This window comes from Pseudomonas sp. LBUM1649 (genome assembly GCF_059716155.1).
The window spans coordinates 3,517,861-3,534,133 of sequence record NZ_CP166807.1; the positions used below are offsets into that span (position 1 = coordinate 3,517,861).

The following is a 16,273-nucleotide window of genomic DNA, read 5'->3' on the forward strand; positions in this document are numbered from 1 at the left end:
GACCATGAAGCCCGCCGATCTGCATGCCCCGCTCACGCACCTGCACGAGCAGCCTTGGCGCTTTGCCTTTTTTCAGGCATTGCGCCTGTTGCAGCACAGTGAAAACCACGGTTATTGCAGCAGCCAGTCGGGGCTGACCTTCGCACCCGGTGAGATTTCCAGCCTGGAGCGCAGCCCTGCCGGCACCTGGTGCCTGCGCGTCAACTTTCTCGGATTGAGCGGCCCCAATGGCGTGCTGCCGCGCCATTACAGCGAATGGCAATTGGCGCTGGAAAGGCGCAACGAACGCGCGGTCAGTGATTTTTTCGACCTGTTCAACCAGCGCTTGCTGGATTTGTTCTGGCGCGCCTGGGCCCACCACCGTGCCGAGATCGCTGTGGAATTGAACCGCGGGCCCGGAGCGCTGGGGCATGTCTACGACTTGATCGGCCTGGGTACGCCACTGTTGCAATCGGCCGCCCACGCGTCGGCCGGGCTGCAGGCCGCCGCCCTGGGTTACTACAGCGGCCTGATCGCCCAGCGCCCCCATGGGCCGGGCAGCATTGCGCAGATCATGAGCCATTGGCTGCAGGCACCGGTGATGGTCGAGTCGTGTGTCGGTACCTGGCAAAAGATTCCGCCGCACCGACGCACACGCCTGGGCAAAAGCGCAGCTCGCCTGGCCGACGATTGCCAGCTTGGCAGTCATTACTGGGACCGCCAGAGCACCTTGCGACTGATCGCCGGCCCGCTGTCGCTTGAAGCTTTCGAAGCACTTTTGCCCTGCGCCCCCGGACACGGCGCGCGGTTATCGGGTACCGCGCAACTGGCGCGCTTTATCAGCGACCTTGCCATCGATTTGCGCATTCGCCTGGCCCTGGCGGCGGATCAGGTCCCCGCGCTGCGCCTGGGCCTGACTCCCCGTCTTGGCTGGAATACCTGGCTGGCTGGACAGCCCGGCGGCAGGCCTCGTCAGGGCGCCGCCGAACATTGCGAGTTCCGTTTCAATGCAACTGGAGAACAATCATGGCGGTGAATCTGAGTGCACTGGTGGCGCGGCTTGATCCGATCTGCAAGACCGCCATGGAGGCCGCCGCAGGATTGTGCATGGCGCGCAGTCATTACGATGTCGAAATCGAGCACCTGCTGCTCAAGCTGCTCGACACCCCGGACACCGACCTGTCGCGCATCCTCAAGCATTTCGGCGTAGACCCCTCAGCGCTCGAACGTGAGCTCGAACGCACCTTGAACAGCCTGAAAAGCGGCAACAACCGCACGCCGGCATTATCGGCGCAACTGCCGGCGCTGCTCGAAGCCGCCTGGCTCTGCGCGTCGATCGACTTCGGTGAAGCGCGCCTGCGCAGCGGCCATTTGCTCTTGGCCTTGCTCGCCAGCGATGACCTGCGCCGCCAGGCCGGGGCCTGGCTCAAGACCCTTGCGGGCATCGACAAGGATGCCCTGCGCCGTGATCTGCATGCCATCACCGGGCAATCCGCCGAGGCCCGACAAGCCATGGCCCTGGGCGATACCGCCAGCAGCAGCGAGCCAGCGGCCGGTGACGGGCGTCCCAGTGCCACGCCCAATCTGGACCGCTATTGCGTCGACCTGACCCAACAGGCCCGCAGCGGCAAGCTGGACCCGGTGCTCGGGCGTGACGGCGAGATCCGCCAGATGATCGACATTCTTGGCCGTCGTCGGCAGAACAACCCGATTCTCACCGGTGAGCCCGGCGTCGGGAAAACCGCGGTGGTCGAAGGCCTGGCCCTGCGGATCGCCGCCGACGATGTGCCACCGAGCCTGGCCAACGTCAGTCTGCTGGCCCTGGACCTCGGCCTGTTGCAGGCCGGCGCCAGCGTCAAGGGCGAGTTCGAAAGCCGGCTCAAAGGAGTGGTGGATGAAGTCAAACGCAGCGCCCGGCCGATCATCGTCTTCATCGACGAAGCCCATACCCTGATCGGCGCCGGGGGCGCCGCCGGCCAGAATGATGCCGCCAACCTGCTCAAGCCAGCCCTGGCCCGTGGCGAGATGCGCACCATCGCGGCGACCACCTGGAGCGAATACAAGAAATACTTCGAGAAGGACGCCGCCCTGGCCAGGCGTTTCCAGGTCGTACGCGTCGAAGAACCGGACGAAACCCTCGCCATCGACATGCTGCGCGGTGTCGCCCGGTCGATGGCCGCGCACCATAAGGTGCGCATTCTCGATGAAGCGGTACAAGGTGCGGTACGCCTTTCCTCGCGGTATCTGGCCGGTCGCCAACTGCCGGACAAAGCCGTCAGCGTGCTCGACACCGCCTGCGCACGCATCGCCATCAGCCAGAATTCCACCCCAAGCGATATTGAACGCCTGCGCCGCCTGCTGGACAGCCTGACGGTCGAGCGCGACCAGCTGGTGCGTGAAACCGCCAGTGGCGGCCAGCATCAACCGCGCCTTGAGGAGCTGGATGAACAGCGTGGCCAGGGCGAAGCACAACTGGCGCAACTCCAGCAGCGCTGGGAGCGTGAGCGTGAACTGGTCCAGCAACTGATCGCCCTGCTCGACGCGGTGGAGAGCCCGGACGCTGCGGCCGCCCAGAGTGGCGACGCCACGGCCGACGCCGAACACATCAGCCAGCTGCGCCAGCAACTGAGCGAATTGCAGGCCGACTCACCGATGTTGCATGCCCTGGTCGATGCCAGCGCAGTGGCGGATGTGATCGCCGGCTGGACCGGCATTCCGGTCGGGCGCATGGTCGCCGACGAAATCGATGCGGTGCTGGCCCTTGAACAGCAACTGCAGCAGCGCGTGATTGGCCAGCCTCACGCACTGGCGGCCATCGCCCGGCGAGTGCGGACATCGCGGGCCAATCTGGAAGACCCGAACAAGCCCAAGGGCGTGTTCCTGCTGGTCGGTACTTCGGGGGTCGGCAAGACCGAAACCGCCATTGCCCTGGCGGATGCGTTGTTTGGCGGGGAACGCAATATGGTGGTGATCAACCTGTCCGAATACCAGGAGGCCCATACCGTTTCCAGCCTCAAGGGCTCCCCTCCAGGCTATGTCGGTTATGGCGAGGGCGGCGTACTCACCGAGGCCGTGCGGCGGCGGCCCTACAGCGTGGTGCTGCTGGACGAAATCGAGAAAGCCCACCCGGACGTGCTCGAACTCTTCTTCCAGGTCTTCGACAAAGGCACGATGGAGGACGGTGAAGGCCGCGAGATTGACTTTCGCAACTGCCTGATCATCCTCACCTCCAATGCCGCCACCGAGCTGATCATGCAGGCCTGTCGAGATGTGCCGACTCCGCCCTCGGTGGACGAACTCAACGATCTGATCAGGCCCGAGCTCAATACCCGCTTCAAACCGGCGTTCCTGGGGCGCTGTACGGTCATCCCGTATTACCCGCTGGCCGATGCCGACCTGCGGCTGATCGTCGAGCTGAAGCTTGCAAAAATCGCCCGCAGGGTCGCCGATAACCACCATGCGCAATTCACCTGGACGCCCGCGCTGGCCGATGCCGTGGCCGCGCGTTGCAAGGAGGTGGATGCGGGGGCACGCAATATCGACCACATCCTAACGGGCAGCCTGCTGCCCGCCATCGCCGAACAGGTTCTGGTGAAGATGGGTGAAGGCCTTGTCTTCAGCCGGGTCAGCGCCGACATCGACGCGCAGGATCAATTTGTAACCCGGGTCGAAACCTGAGGCAGTCGGAGGTTGTATGCCCTACTCACAGCAATCGCGCCCGTTTATCTTCTCCTCCCCCTTGGGCGCCGAACTGATGCTGCAGAGCTTCAGCGGTCGCGAAGCGCTGTCACAGCTGTTCAGTTTTACCCTGGAGCTGCGCTCCGAGCGAGACGATATCGACGTCGTCGAATTGCTCAGGCAGAAAGCCAGCCTCAGCCTGGACCTGGACAATGGTCAAGAGCGCTACTGGGCCGGCGAAATCGCCAGTTTCACCCGCAGCGGACGGTCCCCGCGTTTTACCCATTACCGTTGCGAGCTGGTGCCGCCGCTCTGGTTTCTGCTGCATCACCAGGACACCCGGCACTTCCAGCAATTGAGCGTGCCGCAGATCATCGATCAGGTATTCGCCGAGTTCTCCTTCCACGACTACCAGACCCGGCTTGCCAATACGCATAACGCGCGGGAGTACTGCACGCAGTTCCAGGAGACCAGCGCGGATTTCCTGGCGCGCCTGATGGAGCAGGAAGGTATTCACTATTTTTTCGAACACGAGAAAACCCGCAGCAAACTAATTCTTTGCGACAACGCCGACCAGTATCAACCCCTGTCGAAGGCGCCGGTGCGCTTCCACTACAGCGATGAAATTCAGGAAGAAGACTGCATCAGTAGTTTGCAACGCAGGCATAGCCTGCGTACGGGGCGCATCGTCATGCGCGACTTCAATTTCCAGCAGCCGCACAACGATTTGCAGGTGTCGGTCGACACGCTCGCGCACAAGGGCGACAACCAGCCTTTCGAACGCTTCCTGTATGCCACCGGCTACGACAAGCGCGAGGATGGCGAACGCTTGGCGCGATTGATGATGGAAGCCGAAGAGACCCGCCACGAAACGCTGTTCGGCGAAAGTAACGTGCGCCTGCTGACACCAGGGTATCGCATGAGCCTGATCGACCACCCGGTCGAGCAGATGAACACCGAATACTTGATCACCGGTGTCGAACACCAGGGCTGCAACAACCTGGATGACGACAGCGCGGCGCGCTACAGCAACAGCTTCACGGTCATTGCGTTGAAGGTGCCTTTCCGCTCGCCCCTAACCACCCACAAACAACGCATCCAGGGCCCGCAGACGGCGTTTGTGGTCGGGCCCAAGGGCGAGGAAATCCACACCGACGCGTTCGGCCGGGTCAGGGTGCAGTTTCACTGGGACCGGCGCGGCCATTACGATGAACGCAGTTCGTGCTGGGCGCGGGTGGCCCAAGCGTGGGCCGGTAATGGCTGGGGCGCATTCTTTTTGCCCCGGGTCGGCCAGGAAGTGCTGGTCAGTTTCCTCGAGGGTGACCCGGATCGCCCCATCATCACCGGCTGCCTGTTCAACGGTGTCAACCTGCCGCCCTATGAGCTGCCGCTGCACCAGAGCCGCAGCACCCTGAAAACCTTGAGCACCCCCGGCGGCGGCGGTGGCAATGAACTGCACTTCGAAGACCGTAAGGGCGAAGAACAGATATTCATCCATGGCGAGCGTGATCTCAATGTATTGGTCAAGCAGACCATCAACGAGCAAGCCAATGAGCGGGCGGTGAAAATCGCCGCCAGTCACAGCACCAGCACCGGCGAGAACTGGACACTGGAAACCAAGGGCAAAATCCAGATCACCAGTGAGGATGTCTACCACCTCAACGCCCGCGCGGACATTGTCCAGGCCAGTCAGGCAAAACTGACGCTGCTGGGACAGGCCGGCATCGAAATCGGCTCGGACAGCACAGTCACCATCGAAGCGAAAACCAGCATCAGCCTGAAGGTCGGCGCCAGTTTCATCGTGATGTCGCCGGCAGGCATCGACATCAGCGGCCCGATGGTACGCATCAATAGCGGGGGCAGTCCGGGTGCGGTGACAACGACGGCAAAAGCGGCGCTCAAGCAGCTGTTTCCCACGTTGAAGACGGCATTCGGCAAGGTCACTCAAATTCAGGGGGGCGACAGTACGCCGGATTACCAGGGCAGCACCGCCGCGCTGAACGCCGTCGAGCGGCTCAAGCAAAACCCCATCGCCTATGTCGACGCGCGGGCCGCCGGCCCCGCGCCCAACGCTGGCACAGCGGCTCAGGACCCAGGCAGTGCCGGGCCGCAAGCGCAATCCCAAGCCCTGCGCAACGCAGCACGCAGCGGTCAACCCTTCGTTGAGCACTAGCAGGCCAAGGCATGTCTACCGATTCGCTGTTGCACGCATTGCGCCGCCACCTCTTCGCCGATCCCGGGCGCACGGCTTATGCCATCCTCGACGGCTGCCAGATCGAAGACTTGCCGGCGTGGCTCAAAAGCAGCCAGGTCACCTGCGCCTGTCTGTTTGATGGTCCGCTTGATCCGATGCTGGAAGCGGCGGCACCACAAATTGTCATGCTTGCAAGCGACCAGCCGATGACCGAAGCGATCCTTCGAGAGGGCTGGAACAAGCAGTGGGGGGTGATTCTGCTAACCCCGGCACGGGTTGATATCGGCGCTTTGCGCCAGCATTTACGCGGCTTGCTGATGGTCGATCTGCCGGGCGGTCGTCATGCCATATTCCGTTTCTACGACCCACGCGCATTCAAGGCCGTGCTGCCTCACTTGAACCACCAACAACGCAGTGCCCTGTTCGGTCCCATCAGCGCCTGGTTCATGCAAGGCAACAGCGTCGACACCGCGTTGTGCTTTGAGCCTGGACGAGGCACAGAGGGTCGTGAGTTACAGCTCACCCAGTGAGGCAAACCATGCAATTCGACCGCAAGCAACTTGTCTCGATAGGTATCGAGCACTTCTGCCAACAGCTGCTTGGCTGGCAGCAAAAATACCTGCTGCAGACCTCCTTCAATAGCGACGAATTTCCCGCCCTGGCCAGGACGGCGCGCGCCCAAGGTTTGCCCAGCCAACGCGCAATTGCCGCCTGGAGTCTGTGGCTATTCAAGCAGGACGCAGACCCGCAAGCCCGGCAGTGCCTGGACAGTTGGCTGGCTACACCCGCCATCGGCGCCATGGAACGGACGTTGTTGCTGGAGATCTGGCTGTGCCTGAGCCATTCGGGCAGTCCCTTGGTCGAGCAAGCCACTCTGCAGGCAATCCTTGGTCAGGGCCATGGCGCCAGCGATACCCGCCTACGCAGCCAGTTGGCATTGCAGGAGGCGGCCAGGACATGGCAATTGACTTGCGACTGTGTGGTTCAGCCGCTTGAGCAGGCGCTGTCGCAACTGCATTCGACACTGCCCGTCGACATCGATACCCGACTGCAACGGCACGCATTGGTTTTGCAGGACAATCTGACGCCTTTGATCCAGTCCCTGCGAAACTGCAGCGTGGATTTGCAGCAGGCTTGTGCAGTCACTGCTGCGGCACAGGCTGCAGGATCTCTCGATGCGTGCTGGCAGATGTTGGAGAGTCAAACCCGACATACTTTGCCGCGCCTGGTTCAAGCGCTTGAGTCAGCCCTCGAAAACGCTCAAGAGCACGCCGCACTGAGCGCCGTTGTAGCGCTGGATCAGGCTCAGGCGTATCTGGCACGAATAGACTTTCTGCTGGCGTGCCTGCCTTCGGCCTTTGCTGGCGCAATCGCCTGCACACGGATCGCCTGTGTCCTGCTCGAACGAGGCTGCCTGCCAGCGCTGGAGGCTCTGCGTCAGTCACTGCTGCAACAAAAGCTCGAAGCGGTCGATAACGATGATGGCAGCCGCGTCTGGTATGCGACTTTGTCGCGCTTGCCTGAAGACTTCGGTGCAGGAATCGGGCTTGCTGTAGTGCCGCTGAAGACTCATGCCGATCCGCTGCTTTGCCGCAATACGCTCGGTAGTGCCTTGGCCCAAGCCACCCTGTTCAATGCCCTGCAATCCCTGGAAAGCATGCTCAAGCCGTCGCTTGAAACCTTGATCGAACAATCCATGGTTCGGCCCGGCCAAGATGACGCCCTTTGCTCGATCCCCGGCCAGACTATCGATTCATTGAAAAATGCCACGCTCAAGCTTGATGAGCATGTCGCCACATTGAATGAATTGATCATGCAGCTGGATCAAACCGACCTGCCTGCACCGACGGCGGGCACGGTTCTGAATGAGCTTGAGCAGTCCTTGCAGGCACTGATACAGGTTGTACAGACGCTTGAGGCCCCAGGCGCACCTCCCTCGAATGAAGCAGGGGCAGTTCACCGTTGCGCCAGCCTGCTTGGACGCAACCTGCACGAATCGGCCGCGCTGCTGGCGGCGTTGTCCGCTGAGTGAATGACATTGGCGTAGTTCAGGGGATCTGTACTGTGCCCTGCCCTGCAAAGGCAATGCTGATGACGCCGCCGTTCACACACGTACAACAGCTGCAATCATTCAACTGGGGGATGTTGGCCAATAGCACAGTGGGAGAGCCCGGCACCCAGGGCGTGGGAGTGATTGGCAGGCATGGCACCGGTGAGCCCATTGCCGCAATCACCCCGGGATTGCCAGGGCTGGAACACATGCCGAAGCTGGGAATGTTCGACAGCGGTTGGTGATCCAGAATTGTCGCCACCGGGACGCTCGATGACGACAGGCGTTGCGTCGGCAAAACGACCAGATTGGTCACCCCTGGTGGCAGAGCAAAAGGACAGCGCAGCAAGGCCCCGTGAACCACCTGCAAAGACATGGTCGATCTCCCCTGGACGGGCGCTGGCCCTCACGAAGGCTTGGCGGTCACTTCAACGCGGCGATTGATCGAATTTTTCGGGCTGTTGGCATCCAGTAACTGACTGAAGCCCTTTCCATCAGAGGTAATCCGCGAAGCCTGAACGCCCTGACTGACCAGGTACGCCTTGACGGAACTGGCCCGTTGCCGGGAAAGAGCCAGGTTGTAGCCGGCAGAGCCGACCGCATCCGTATGCCCGACCACGCTGAACGAGTAGTTTTTCAACTCCCCGGACGCCAGCGCCTTGGCCAGTTTCTGCAAGACATCATAGGATGATCGGGACAGTTGAGCCGAACCAAAATCGAATTGCACCTGCAGTGATAACAAGCCTCCTGCCGGCTCCTGACTGGTTGTCGTTGCGGGCAGGGTAGTCGCCTTGGCAGCAGCACCCGGACGCAATGAGCGGGTATGGGAGCTACCCACGTCGTTGCCGCCCTCGCCTTTGAGCTGTTGCACCATCTCGTCGACCGAAAAGCTGTTTGCGTTCTGGCTCCAGGCCTTGTCGACAATGATTGGCCCCATGAGTGAGCCCAGCATCACCAATACGAGCCCACGAGAAATCGCAAATGCAGTCATGATCAAGACTCCTGATAGAGCTTCCTGATCGATGATACTGAGCGCGATGGACTGACTTGGCGATACACCATAGGGCATAGTCCTGTCGCACAGGCTTCATTTCGCTGCCTGGGACACATAGAACCTACGCAATATCGACGTCCGCCCGCTGTGTCGGCAAAATTTTGCCATGAAACCAGTCTCCCCACCTGCACCACCGCAGCATTACGACGCTCACCCGGATGAGGCGGAAAAGACTCAACACGCGCCCCAGCAGATGCGCCAGATCCTGCATGCCATGGGATTATACCTGGACAGCCTGCAAGCTCGTGCGACGATCAAGCAAAAGCCTGTGCTCAGCTATCTGCAAGACAGCGTCCTGAGCCTTGGAAACCTGCTCAACGACTTGAATGAAACGTCCGTGAGAACGGCCCCTTTGCCCTCGCGGCTGCCGTCGCTGGGGTTGCTGGGCATGAAATGCCTGGTCATCAGTGACAACCCTGAAGCCATGCGATTCACGTTCGACCTCTTGCAGGCCTGGGGATGTGAGGTCCAGGGGGCATCGTCGCTTGTGCAAGCTTCGACGTTTCTGAGCAGTGGCAACCATTACGAAGTGGTTCTCTGTGACCTGTATCAACAGGAGCGGTATTTGTTGCTTGCCCTACTGGAGCAAGTGCATCGCTTGCAGCCCGAGGCCTTGCCGATTGTGGTCGAGGTGTTCTCGGTAGTCTGCACCTCTGAATCCAACTACCCCACGCGCCTGCCCCGGCCCTTGGCACCTGCCAAGCTACGTGCTTGCCTGCTGGCCAGCCGGTTGCGATTTTGAATGGGCACAGGGTATTTCGGTTTGCAACGTGGCCCCTATCCCGAACCCTGCGGTAAAGACTGCTGGCGGGTGACGCCACGCAGGTTTCAGGCGCGACTATTGCTCCCAATGCAACACACAATTGTCATCAATCGAGTTGATAGCGCTCCAGCGCAAGGCGCAGGCTAGAGAGCTGGCCAGGCCTCTCATATCATTCCCAATGATAGTTACCTTCGCCCCATTCGATTCGTGCGATACAACCCTGCCGAGCATCATTCGCCCAATCTCAATACATTGGCGGATGCATCCATGGAACAATCACTCAAACATTTGCGCTTGCCGTTGGCCGTGTTGGCCGTAGTGGTGATGAGCGCTTGCGGCAAGGCGCCAGAGACTGCCGCCACCCTGCCCGCAGCCAAGGTCAGCGTGGCCAAGGTGCTGGAGCAACCGGTCAACGAGTGGGACGAATTCACCGGGCGCCTTGAAGCGCCGGAAACCGTAGAGATTCGTCCACGGGTCTCCGGCCAGATCGATGAAGTGGCCTTCACTGAAGGCGCACTGGTCAAGAAAGGCGACCTGCTGTTCCAGATCGACCCGCGTCCGTTCCAGGCCGAGGTCCGTCGCCTCGAAGCGCTGGTTGCCCAGTCCCGCGCCAATGCCACCCGCAGCGAAAACGAAGCCCAACGCGGTGAGCGCCTGCGCACCAGCAATGCGATCTCTGCCGAACTGGCCGACTCGCGGACCAGTGCCGCACAAGAAGCCCGCGCCGCTGTCGGTGCCCTGCAGGCGCAGCTTGATCTGGCCAAACTGAACCTGAGCTTCACCCGTGTTACCGCACCCATCAGCGGTCGCGTCAGCCGTGCGGAAATCACCGCGGGCAACCTGGTGAGCGCCGATACCACCCCACTGACCAGCGTGGTTTCCACCGACAAGGTCTACGCCTACTTCGATGCGGACGAGCGTGTGTTCCTCAAATACACCCAGCTCGCCCGCCAGGGCAAACGCGGCGCCACCACCCCGGTGTACATGGGCCTGTCCAATGAAGACGGCAACCCGCACCAGGGCGTGATGAACTTCGTCGACAACCAGGTCAATCCGAAAACCGGCACCATCCGCGGTCGCGCCGTGTTCGACAACAGCGACGGCAGTTATACCCCGGGCCTTTACGCTCGCCTGAAACTGGTGGGCAGCGGCACCTACAACGCCATGTTGATCAACGATGAGGCGGTGGGTACGGACCTGGGCAAGAAGTTCGTGCTGGTGATGGATGCCGACAACAACACGGCTTATCGCGCCGTGGAGCTGGGTCCGAAAATCGAAGGCTTGCGCATCGTGCGTAACGGCCTGAACAAGGACGACACGATCATCGTCAAGGGTCTGCAGCGGGTACGCCCAGGTTCCCCGGTCACCCCTGAAGTGATCCCGATGGCCAGCGAGCAAACCCTCGCGGCCCTGGCCCAACAACGACAAGCGCTGGAAGCCAGCAACCTGCCCCAAGTCGCCCCTGCCAAGGTTGCGCCGGGTGTGGTTGTGAAAGTGGCTGCTGCGACCCCACGCGGTTAAGGGATAACGACTCCGATGAATTTTTCCCAATTCTTTATTTCACGGCCGATCTTCGCCGCGGTGCTGTCGCTGCTGATCCTGATCGCCGGTGCCATTTCGCTGTTCCAGCTGCCGATCAGCGAATATCCGGAAGTGGTGCCGCCGACCGTCGTGGTGCGCGCCAACTTCCCGGGTGCCAACCCGAAAGTCATCGGTGAAACCGTGGCCGCTCCCCTGGAGCAAGCGATCACCGGCGTCGAGAACATGCTGTACATGTCCTCGCAGTCGACCGCCGACGGCAAGATCACCCTGACCATCACCTTCGCCCTGGGCACTGACCTGGACAACGCCCAGGTGCAGGTGCAGAACCGCGTGACCCGGACCGAGCCGAAACTTCCCGAGGAAGTGACGCGCATCGGCATCACCGTGGACAAGGCGTCGCCCGACCTGACGATGGTCGTGCACTTGACCTCGCCGGACAAACGGTACGACATGCTGTATCTGTCCAACTACGCGATCCTGAACATCAAGGATGAGCTGGCGCGTCTGGGCGGTGTCGGTGATGTGCAGCTGTTCGGCATGGGCGATTACTCGCTGCGCGTGTGGCTCGATCCCAACAAGACCGCTTCGCGCAATCTGACCGCCACCGATGTGGTCACTGCCATTCGCGAGCAGAACCGCCAGGTCGCGGCCGGTCAATTGGGCGCTCCCCCTGCCCCGAATGCCCAAAGCTTCCAGCTGTCGGTCAACACTCAGGGCCGTCTGGTTTCCGAGGAAGAGTTCGAGAACATCATCATTCGCTCTGGCGATGATGGAGAAATCACTCGCCTGAAAGACATCGCTCGCGTCGAGCTGGGTTCCAGCCAATACGCCTTGCGCTCGCTGTTGAACAACCAACCGGCGGTGGCGATCCCGATCTTCCAGCGCCCGGGTTCCAACGCCATCGAAATCTCGAACGAAGTTCGGGGCAAGATGGAAGAGCTGAAGAAGAATTTCCCGCAAGGCATGGACTACAGCATCGTCTATGACCCGACGATCTTCGTGCGCGGCTCCATCGAGGCAGTGGTTCATACCCTGTTCGAAGCGCTGATCCTCGTGGTGCTGGTGGTGATCCTCTTCCTGCAAACCTGGCGTGCCTCGATCATTCCGTTGGTGGCGGTACCCGTTTCGCTGATCGGTACGTTTGCCGTGATGCACTTGTTTGGCTTCTCGCTCAACGCCCTGTCGCTGTTCGGGCTGGTATTGGCCATCGGTATCGTAGTCGACGATGCGATCGTGGTGGTGGAAAACGTCGAACGGAACATCGGGATGGGGCTGACCCCGGTTGAGGCGACCAAGCGCGCCATGCGTGAAGTGACCGGCCCCATCATCGCCACGGCGCTGGTGCTGTGTGCGGTGTTTATCCCGGCGGCGTTCATCTCTGGGTTGACCGGGCAGTTCTATAAGCAGTTCGCCCTGACCATCGCCATTTCCACCGTGATCTCGGCCTTTAACTCGCTGACCCTGTCGCCAGCACTGGCGGCGGTGTTGCTCAAGAGCCACGACGCGCCGAAAGACCGTTTCTCCAGAGTTCTGGACAAGATCTTCGGTGGCTGGCTGTTCCGTCCGTTCAACCGCTTCTTTGACAAGGCCAGCCATGGTTATGTCGGCACCGTCACTCGCGTGATCCGCAGCAGCGGCATCGCCCTGCTGCTGTACGCCGGCCTGATGGTGCTGACGTTCTTCGGTTTCTCCAACACCCCGACCGGTTTCGTACCCGGCCAGGACAAGCAGTACCTGGTGGCGTTCGCGCAATTGCCGGATGCGGCGAGCCTGGACCGTACTGAAGACGTGATCAAGCGCATGTCCGACCTGGCCCTGAAACAGCCAGGTGTGGAAAGTGCGGTGGCCTTCCCTGGTCTGTCGATCAACGGTTTTACCAACAGCCCGAACGCCGGCATCGTGTTCGTGACCCTCAAACCGTTCGACGAACGTAAAGACCCGAGCATGTCCGCCGGTGCGATTGCCGGTGCGTTGAACGGCCAGTTCGCCGGGATCCAGGAAGCCTACATGGCGATCTTCCCGCCGCCGCCGGTACAAGGCCTGGGCACCATCGGTGGTTTCCGCCTGCAAATCGAGGACCGAGGCAACCTGGGCTACGATGAGCTGTACAAGGAAACCATGAACATCATTGCCAAGAGCCACAGCGTTCCGGAACTGGCTGGCCTGTTCACCAGCTACACGGTGAACGTGCCCCAGGTCGATGCCGCCATCGACCGGGAAAAAGCCAAGACCCATGGCGTGGCCGTCAGCGACATCTTCGACACCCTGCAGATTTACCTGGGTTCGCTGTATGCCAACGACTTCAACCGCTTCGGTCGTACCTATCAGGTCAACGTCCAGGCCGAGCAGCAATTCCGCCTTGAGTCCGACCAGATCGGTCAGCTGAAAGTGCGCAACAACAAGGGCGAGATGATCCCGCTGGCGACCTTCATCAAGGTCAGCGACACCTCGGGCCCGGATCGCGTGATGCACTACAACGGCTTCATCACCGCTGAAATCAACGGTGCCGCAGCTCCAGGCTACAGCTCTGGCCAAGCGGAAAAAGCCATCGAGAAACTGCTCAAGGAAGAACTGCCCAACGGCATGACCTATGAATGGACCGACCTGACCTACCAGCAGATCCTGTCCGGCAACACCGCGCTGTTCGTGTTCCCGCTCTGCGTACTGCTGGCGTTCCTGGTGCTGGCGGCGCAGTACGAAAGCTGGAGCCTGCCACTGGCGGTGATCCTGATCGTACCGATGACCCTGCTGTCGGCCATTACCGGGGTGATTGCCTCCGGTGGCGACAACAACATCTTCACCCAGATCGGTTTGATCGTACTGGTGGGGCTTGCCTGTAAGAACGCGATTCTGATCGTCGAGTTTGCCAAGGATAAACAGGAAGAAGGCATGAACCCGCTGGCCGCGGTGCTTGAAGCTTGCCGCCTGCGTCTGCGGCCGATCCTGATGACCTCCTTCGCGTTCATCATGGGTGTTGTGCCGCTGGTGTTCTCCAGCGGTGCCGGTGCCGAGATGCGTCACGCCATGGGTGTGGCGGTGTTCTCCGGGATGCTCGGGGTGACCTTCTTCGGTCTGTTGCTGACGCCGGTGTTCTATGTGCTGATTCGCAACTTTGTGGAGCGCGGTGAAGAGCGCAAAGCGGCCAAGGCGTTGAAACTGGAATCGAAACTGGAGTCGCATCAATGAGTCTGAAAGCCTTTTTGCCGAGCCTGCTGGCATTGGCGCTGAGCGCCTGTGCCGTCGGCCCGGACTACAAGACCCCAGCCACTGAACCAGCAAACATCACCACCGCCACCGATGGCGCGGCGGGCCAGAAGAACTTCGACCGCTCGCGTTTCGAAGGCATCTGGTGGCAGCAGTTCGAAGATCCGACCCTCAACCAGTTGGTGACCGAGTCCCTCAAGGGCAACCGTGATTTGCGCGTCGCCTTCGCCCGCTGGAAGGCGGCCCGGGCGATCCGCGATGACGTCAGCAATGACGCCATGCCGACCATCACCAGCCGGGTCAGCAGTGACCTGGGCAAAGGGCAGATCCCTGGCCAGACCACCGACCGGGTCAACAGCGAGCGCTACGACCTGGGGCTGGACATGGCCTGGGAGATCGACCTGTTTGGCCGCATCCAGCGCAACCTGGAGTCGGCCAACGCCGAGCAACAGGCGTTCGAAGCCGACCTGTACCAATTGCAAGTCACCATGATTGCCGAATTGGTGGACGCCTACGGCCAACTGAGGGGTGCGCAGCTGCGCGAGAAAATCGCCCTGGCCAACCTGCAGAACCAGCAGGAGTCGCGCAAGATCACCATCAGCCTGCGTGATGCCGGCGTCGGCGATCAGCTCGACGTGGAACGCGCCGATGCGCGCCTGGCCTCGGTCGAAGCCAGCGTGCCGCAGTTGCAGGCCGAACAGGTCCGGCAGAAAAATCGCATCGCCACCCTGCTCGGTGAGCGCCCGGACAAGTTGACCGTGGACCTGAGCCCGAAAGACTTGCCGGCGATTGCCAAGGCATTGCCGATTGGTGATCCCGCCGAGCTGCTGCAACGCCGTCCGGACATTCGCAGTGCCGAACGCCAACTGGCGTCGGCCACGGCGCGCATTGGCGTGGCCAAGGCTGACTTGTTTCCACGGGTGAGCCTCAGCGGCTTCCTCGGCTGGACCGCCGGACGTGGTTCGCAGATCGGTTCCTCGGCGGCCAACGCCTGGGCACTGGGCCCGAGCATCACCTGGGCCGCGTTCGACCTGGGTAGCGTAAAAGCCCGTATACGCGGCGCGGACGCCGATGCCGAAGGCGCCCTCGCGACCTACGAGCAGCAAGTGTTGCTGGCCCTGGAAGAATCGGAAAACGCCTTCAGCGACTACGGCAAACGCCAGCAACGGGTGATTTCGCTGATTCGTCAGAGCGAATCGAGCCGCTCTGCTGCCGACCTCGCCGAGATCCGCTACCGCGAAGGCACCGCCGACTTCCTCGTGCTGCTCGATGCCCAGCGTGAGCGCCTGGCAGCCGAAGATACCCAGGCCCAGGCCGAAGTCGACCTGTATCGCGGCATCGTCGCGATCTACAAGGCCCTCGGTGGCGGCTGGCAGCCAGAGACGGTCGCGAGCAAATAAAACGTTTTTTACAGAGCTCCTTTGGTTGGCCGCAACCAACCAATTCTTTGCCCCGCGCCCCATTCGGTCGCGGGGCTTTTTTTTCTTAAAAACAACGAACCCCCTGTAGGAGCGAGCCTGCTCGCGAAAAACCCGAGGGCGCCGCGGGGCATCTGGTTTAACGCGTTATCGTTCACGACCATCGCGAGCATGCTCGCTCCTACAGGGTTAGCGGTGTTCTTTGACGGTTACTGTAGCCGTGGTTCCGGCCCTCAATTTGTCTTTACCGGCGTAGTCGTCGTCGATCCTGATCCGTACCGGCACCCGCTGCGCCAATTTCACCCAGGTGTAGCCAGGGTTGATGTTCGCCGGCAGCGGGGTCTGGACAGGTTTGAGTATCGCAGTCAGGGTTTGACTCCAGGCCCTGCCT

At 61.3% G+C, this 16,273-nt stretch carries 11 protein-coding genes and 1 pseudogene; 9 read left to right on the forward strand and 3 right to left on the reverse strand.

Going from position 1 to position 16,273, the window contains the following annotated elements:
* Nucleotides 1–4 precede the first annotated feature (4 nt).
* Genes tssG through ACA058_RS16225 form a run of 5 tightly spaced genes read left to right on the forward strand, consistent with a single transcriptional unit; the run spans nt 5 to nt 7,883 of the window.
* The gene (gene tssG, locus ACA058_RS16205) at nt 5–1,015 is read left to right on the forward strand and encodes a type VI secretion system baseplate subunit TssG (protein WP_497634930.1); all 1,011 of its coding nucleotides are present in this window, start codon (nt 5–7) and stop codon (nt 1,013–1,015) included.
* Nucleotides 1,012–3,657 carry a type VI secretion system ATPase TssH gene (gene tssH, locus ACA058_RS16210; protein ID WP_497639945.1) on the forward strand — a complete coding sequence of 882 codons (2,646 nt, stop codon included), beginning with the start codon at nt 1,012–1,014 and terminating at the stop codon, nt 3,655–3,657. Before tssG ends, tssH begins: the two co-directional genes overlap by 4 nt.
* 16 nt (nt 3,658–3,673) lie before the next feature.
* Nucleotides 3,674–5,830, forward strand: a complete 2,157-nt coding sequence (locus tag ACA058_RS16215) for a type VI secretion system Vgr family protein (protein ID WP_497634931.1) — start codon at nt 3,674–3,676, stop codon at nt 5,828–5,830.
* An 11-nt stretch (nt 5,831–5,841) separates the two neighbouring features.
* Nucleotides 5,842–6,381: a DUF4123 domain-containing protein gene (locus ACA058_RS16220; RefSeq protein WP_497634932.1), complete on the forward strand. Its 540-nt coding sequence runs from the start codon at nt 5,842–5,844 to the stop codon at nt 6,379–6,381.
* A gap of 8 nt (nt 6,382–6,389) precedes the next feature.
* Nucleotides 6,390–7,883, forward strand: a complete 1,494-nt coding sequence (locus ACA058_RS16225) for a hypothetical protein (protein WP_497634933.1) — start codon at nt 6,390–6,392, stop codon at nt 7,881–7,883.
* A gap of 16 nt (nt 7,884–7,899) precedes the next feature.
* Here ACA058_RS16225 and ACA058_RS16230 read toward each other — a convergent pair whose 3' ends face one another.
* Nucleotides 7,900–8,277, reverse strand: a complete 378-nt coding sequence (locus ACA058_RS16230; RefSeq protein ID WP_497634934.1) for a DUF4280 domain-containing protein — start codon at nt 8,275–8,277, stop codon at nt 7,900–7,902.
* A gap of 30 nt (nt 8,278–8,307) precedes the next feature.
* Complete coding sequence (locus tag ACA058_RS16235) at nt 8,308–8,892, reverse strand: OmpA family protein (protein WP_497634935.1); 585 nt, start codon at nt 8,890–8,892, stop codon at nt 8,308–8,310.
* Between the two features lie 169 nt (nt 8,893–9,061).
* On the opposite strand from ACA058_RS16235, the gene ACA058_RS16240 reads away from it, so the two are divergent.
* The 4 genes from ACA058_RS16240 to ACA058_RS16255 all read left to right on the forward strand — a co-directional run bounded on the left by ACA058_RS16240 (nt 9,062) and on the right by ACA058_RS16255 (nt 15,864).
* Nucleotides 9,062–9,697, forward strand: coding sequence for a response regulator (locus ACA058_RS16240; protein ID WP_497634936.1), 636 nt, complete (start codon nt 9,062–9,064; stop codon nt 9,695–9,697).
* A 288-nt stretch (nt 9,698–9,985) separates the two neighbouring features.
* A complete protein-coding gene (mexE, locus tag ACA058_RS16245) occupies nt 9,986–11,239 on the forward strand; it encodes a multidrug efflux RND transporter periplasmic adaptor subunit MexE (RefSeq protein WP_497634937.1) in 1,254 nt (417 codons plus the stop codon).
* 15 nt (nt 11,240–11,254) lie between these two features.
* Complete coding sequence (locus ACA058_RS16250) at nt 11,255–14,446, forward strand: efflux RND transporter permease subunit (protein ID WP_497634938.1); 3,192 nt, start codon at nt 11,255–11,257, stop codon at nt 14,444–14,446.
* Nucleotides 14,443–15,864 carry an efflux transporter outer membrane subunit gene (locus ACA058_RS16255; protein WP_497634939.1) on the forward strand — a complete coding sequence of 474 codons (1,422 nt, stop codon included), beginning with the start codon at nt 14,443–14,445 and terminating at the stop codon, nt 15,862–15,864. The genes ACA058_RS16250 and ACA058_RS16255 overlap by 4 nt, the downstream gene beginning before the upstream one ends.
* 207 nt (nt 15,865–16,071) lie before the next feature.
* Here ACA058_RS16255 and ACA058_RS16260 read toward each other — a convergent pair.
* Nucleotides 16,072–16,218: pseudogene (locus tag ACA058_RS16260) on the reverse strand (HlyD family secretion protein); the annotation flags it as partial.
* Nucleotides 16,219–16,273: the final 55 nt, after the last annotated feature.